At 56.7% G+C, this 4,721-nt stretch carries 3 protein-coding genes and 1 pseudogene; 2 read left to right on the top strand and 2 right to left on the bottom strand.

Annotation, left to right across the window (positions count from 1 at the left end):
* Positions 1–573: 573 nt before the first annotated feature.
* Both F8N21_RS29880 and F8N21_RS29875 read right to left on the bottom strand, forming a co-directional pair.
* Positions 574–1,794, bottom strand: a complete 1,221-nt coding sequence (locus F8N21_RS29880; RefSeq protein ID WP_150645545.1) for a CaiB/BaiF CoA transferase family protein — start codon at positions 1,792–1,794, stop codon at positions 574–576.
* Between the two features lie 13 nt (positions 1,795–1,807).
* Positions 1,808–2,989 carry an acyl-CoA dehydrogenase gene (locus F8N21_RS29875; protein ID WP_150645544.1) on the bottom strand — a complete coding sequence of 394 codons (1,182 nt, stop codon included), beginning with the start codon at positions 2,987–2,989 and terminating at the stop codon, positions 1,808–1,810.
* A 157-nt stretch (positions 2,990–3,146) separates the two neighbouring features.
* Between F8N21_RS29875 and F8N21_RS29870 the strand changes: the two genes are divergently transcribed.
* Together F8N21_RS29870 and F8N21_RS29865 are read left to right on the top strand one after the other, a co-directional pair.
* On the top strand, positions 3,147–4,046 hold the full coding sequence (locus F8N21_RS29870) for a LysR family transcriptional regulator (protein WP_150645543.1): 900 nt from the start codon (positions 3,147–3,149) through the stop codon (positions 4,044–4,046).
* Between the two features lie 453 nt (positions 4,047–4,499).
* Positions 4,500–4,721 (top strand): annotated as a pseudogene (locus tag F8N21_RS29865) (NAD(P)(+) transhydrogenase (Re/Si-specific) subunit alpha); the annotation flags it as partial.

Raw genomic sequence — 4,721 nt, 5'->3', positions numbered from 1 at the left:
GCGGAGTAACTTGTGATGCTGATAATCTTGTTGACTATCAGTCTGACTCCACAAGCACCCACACGAATTGCTTGATTCAGTTGTTAAAGAGCGGTTGGTTAAGATCTTTCGTCTCAACCGAGGCGCGCATTCTACGCTTTCCTCTGCTGCTGTCAAGCGGTTATTTTCCGAAGTTTTCAAAGTTTCCTTTGTAACTTCAACCACTTGGCGCTTCCGATCACTCGTTGGCGGGAGGCGAATTCTACAGCGTTACTCGCTGCTGTCAACACCTGTTTTACACCGCTTTCGACCGAGTGGATCGAATCGTTAACAGGGCCAAACAACACGACCTTATCAACTCCTTCTGGGCTTCGGTGAACTGAAGCAACTCGCTGCCGAAAACTGCGTAACTCTTTGTTTACCAAGGAGTTTTCCGTTTCGACTGCGCCGGAAGTGGGGCGAATTATAGACTTCCAGGATCTGCCGTCAAGCACTGATTTAGCTTTTCTATCAATAACTTGCAGAATGCCGAAAAACCGGCTGTTTTCCTTCTATATAGAGAGCGGAAACGCGACTTCTATATAGAAGGAATCCTCAGAGCACCCCTGCCTCTTTAAAAGCAGCGACCGCAGATGCCTCAAGACCCAATACCCGCTGCAGAATCTCCAGCGTGTGCTCGCCCAATAGAGGAGGGGCATTGCGGTATTCAACCGGCGTCTCGGAAAGACGGATCGGACTGGCCACCTGAGGAACCAGCCCCGCCAACGCATGGGGCAGCTCGATTGCCAGCCCTCGCGCCTTAACCTGCGGATCGGCAAACACCTGGGCCAGGTCATTGATCGGCCCACATGGCACACCTGCCTGCTCCAGCAGCGTCACCCACTGCGCAGTCGTCTTGAACACCGTTGCCTGACGAATCAGTGGAATCAACACCGCACGGTTGGCTACCCGCAGCTTGTTCGTAACAAACCGCGGATCGTCCGCCCATTGGGGCTGCCCGGCCGCTTCGGCAAACTTGCGAAACTGTCCGTCGTTGCCAACGGTAAGAATGAAGTTGCCATCCGCGGTCGGGAAGTCCTGGTACGGCACAATGTTCGGATGGGCATTGCCTAACCGCTTGGGAGCGACTCCGGTGGTCAGGTAGTTCATCGCCTGGTTGCCCAGACAGGCCACCTGCACGTCCAGCAATGCCATATCGATATGCTGGCCGCCGCCGTCATGATCCCGATGCGCCAATGCCGCAAGGATCGCGACCGTCGAGTAGAGCCCGGTCAGGATATCTGTGAGCGCGACGCCGACTTTCACCGGCCCGGCACCTTCGTCACCCTCAGGGCGACCGGTCAGGCTCATCAAACCGCCCAAGCCCTGAATCATGAAGTCATAACCGGCGCGCTTGGCATACGGACCGGTCTGGCCAAAGCCGGTGATCGAGCAATAGATCAGCTCAGGGTTAAGCGCCTTGAGCGACTCATAGTCCAGACCATAAGCCGCCAGACCACCGACCTTGAAGTTCTCGATCAGAATGTCTGACTTGGCCGCCAGCTCACGCACCAGGCGCTGACCTTCCGGACGCGTGAAGTCGATGGTGACCGACTGCTTGTTGCGATTGGCCGACAGGTAGTAGGCCGCCTCGCTGGTGTTCTCGCCATAGGCGTCTTTCAGGAAGGGCGGGCCCCAGGCGCGCGTGTCATCGCCATTACCCGGACGCTCGACCTTGATGACCTCAGCCCCGAGATCGGCGAGAATTTGCCCGGCCCAGGGGCCGGCCAGCACTCGCGATAAATCCAGTACTCGTAGATGCGAAAGCGCGCCCATGGTCGTTCTCCTATTAATAGAACGCCTGGATGCCTGTCTGTGCACGACCAAGGATCAGCGCGTGAACGTCGTGAGTACCTTCATAGGTGTTCACCACTTCCAGGTTGACCAGATGGCGGGCCACCCCGAACTCGTCGGAGATACCGTTGCCACCCAACATGTCACGGGCCATGCGGGCGATGTCCAGGGACTTGCCGCAGGAGTTGCGCTTCATCATCGAGGTGATCTCGACGGCAGCGGTGCCTTCGTCCTTCATCCGGCCGAGACGCAAGCAACCTTGCAGGGCCATGGTGATTTCAGTCTGCATGTCGGCCAGTTTTTTCTGGATCAATTGGGTGGCAGCCAATGGCCGGCCAAACTGCTGACGATCCAGGGTGTATTGGCGAGCGGTGTGCCAGCAGAACTCGGCAGCACCCAGCGCACCCCAGGCGATGCCATAACGGGCCGAGTTAAGGCACGTAAAGGGGCCTTTCAAGCCACGGACGTCCGGGAAGATGTTCTCTTGCGGCACAAACACGTTATCCATGACGATCTCGCCGGTGATGGAGGCGCGCAGACCAACCTTGCCGTGAATCACCGGGGCGCTCAGACCTTTCCAGCCTTTTTCCAGCACGAAACCGCGAATGTCGCCGGCATCGTCCTTACCCCAGACCACGAACACATCAGCGATCGGGCTGTTGGTAATCCACATCTTGCTGCCAGTCAGGCTGTAGCCGCCTTCCACTTTGCGTGCGCGAGTGATCATCGCGCCAGGGTCGGAACCGTGGTCAGGCTCGGTCAGACCGAAGCAGCCGATCCATTCACCCGAGGCCAGTTTTGGCAGGTACTTCTGCTTTTGCGCTTCGGTACCGAATTCATTGATCGGCACCATCACCAACGAGGACTGCACACTCATCATGGAGCGATAGCCGGAGTCGACACGCTCGACCTCACGAGCAATCAGGCCGTAGCTGACGTAGTTCAGACCACTGCCACCGTATTGTTCAGGAATGGTCGCACCCAACAGACCCACTTCGCCCATCTCGCGGAAGATCGCCGGATCGGTCTTTTCATGGCGGAAAGCTTCGAGAACGCGCGGCGCGAGCTTCTGCTGAGCGAATTGCTGGGCAGTATCGCGGATCATCCGCTCTTCTTGGGTCAGCTGTTGATCCAGCAGCAGGGGGTCGATCCAGTTGAAGCTAGCTTTACCGGCCATGGGTGAGTCCTCACGAATCAGGTGAAATGTCGTGGACTGATCCTAGGCCGACCCACCGCATACGGCAAACGAGGATTTTGCATACTGTTGTGCTAATTTCTCACTCCGTAACAGCCATAAACCGCCTTTTGGCAGTTTTCTTGTGAGGTTGCCGTACATGCGCAGGAAGATCCCCAGCACCACCGCACTGATCAGCTTTGAAGCGGCAGCCCGTCACGAGAGCTTCACCAAGGCAGCGCAGGAGCTTTCCCTTACGCAGGGCGCCATTTGTCGGCAGATCGCCAGCCTGGAGGAGTTCTTGAGTGTCGAACTGTTCCGACGCTCGCGACGAGGGGTGAAGCTGACCGAAGCCGGGCTGTCTTATAGTCGCCGGGTTGCCACCCAACTGGATGCCGTAGAGCGCGATACGCTGTCGGTGATGGGTCAGCAGGGCGCCAACGTCATCGAACTGGCCGTAGTCCCCACCTTCGGCACCCAATGGCTGTTGCCCCGTCTCAAGGATTTCCAGCAGCAGCACCCGGAAGTCACGGTCAACTTGACCAACCGGACCCGGCCATTCCTGTTCGCTGATACCGACTTCGATGCCGCGATTTACTTTGGCGATGCCGATTGGTCGGGGACCGAGTCCCACAGGTTGATGGATGAACACCCGATGCCGGTCTGCAGTCCACGACTGATGGGGTCTGGAAGCCATCTGAGCGCCGAACGGATTGCCGAATTGCCCCTGCTGCAACAAACCACCCGGCCTTATGCCTGGCGCCAGTGGTTCGACTCCCAGAACCTGAATATCCCTCGGGACATGACAGGCCCGCGTTACGAGCTATTCTCCATGCTCGCTCAAGCCGCCATGCATGACATGGGCATCGCCTTGATTCCACCTTTCCTGATTCAGCGGGAATTGGCCGAGAAGCACCTGGTGATCGCCAACCCCCAGGCGCTGTCCAGCATCAAGGCGTATTACCTGATGATTCCTGACCGAAAGGTCGAATCGGCCTCTTTACGGGCATTCCGCGACTGGCTGGTGAGCCAGGCAAAGAGCTACAGCCTCGAAGAATAAAGGCACCCATGCATAAGTTGACTTCGTAGTCATCAAATTGAAATCACTACAGATATAATAATATGTCGCTTTTAAGAAAACTGTACTCATAGGAGGAACAATCGTCCCATAAGCGCCTGAAATCGTGGCTTTGAGCAGCTATTTCGAGCCGATATCGGCTCATTCACAACGCCGATGCGAAAATTCTCGGATTCTCGCCAGAATTCATGCAAGGCACGGCTTTCAAGGGATCGAGCCTTTGTATTGCGACATTCGGTCACGGGGTGACTTGTAGTTAATTTTCCGTCACGTGTCATAAACCCTTGAAGGGCACAAAGTTCGCCTGCAAAATGCCGCGCCCCGCCTTGGATTAGCGCGGGGTCGTGCTGATCGGCCGCCCCAGCCTGCACCATCCGGAGTGCGCTGGCCTTCTTAAAAAGATCAAAAGCAATAAGATCCAGCAGGAGATTTGACGTGCACATTGGTGTTCCTCTCGAAACCCAAACGGGTGAAACGCGGGTTGCTGCAACCCCTGAAACCATCAAGAAGCTGATCGGCCAGGGTCATAAAGTCACTGTGCAAAGCGGCGCCGGCATTAGCGCCAGCGTTGTCGACAGTGCCTATGAGGCAGTAGGTGCGACCATTGGCAGTGCCAACGATGCGTTTGGCGCAGAGCTGATTCTCAAGGTCGTCGCT

Origin of the sequence: Pseudomonas fluorescens (assembly GCF_902497895.1) — a bacterium.
GTDB classification, from domain to species: Bacteria; Pseudomonadota; Gammaproteobacteria; order Pseudomonadales; family Pseudomonadaceae; genus Aquipseudomonas; species Aquipseudomonas fluorescens_BP.
The sequence above is the reverse complement of the archived record's forward strand: the minus strand, read 5'-3'. Positions and strand labels throughout refer to the sequence as shown.

Bases quoted from the DNA above. Each gene is read 5' to 3' on its own strand.
- F8N21_RS29880 (WP_150645545.1), bottom strand. From the start codon at position 1,794: ATGGGCGCGCTTTCGCATCTACGAGTACTGGATTTATCGCGAGTGCTG.
- F8N21_RS29875 (WP_150645544.1), bottom strand. From the start codon at position 2,989: ATGGCCGGTAAAGCTAGCTTCAACTGGATCGACCCCCTGCTGCTGGAT.
- F8N21_RS29870 (WP_150645543.1), top strand. From the start codon at position 3,147: ATGCGCAGGAAGATCCCCAGCACCACCGCACTGATCAGCTTTGAAGCG.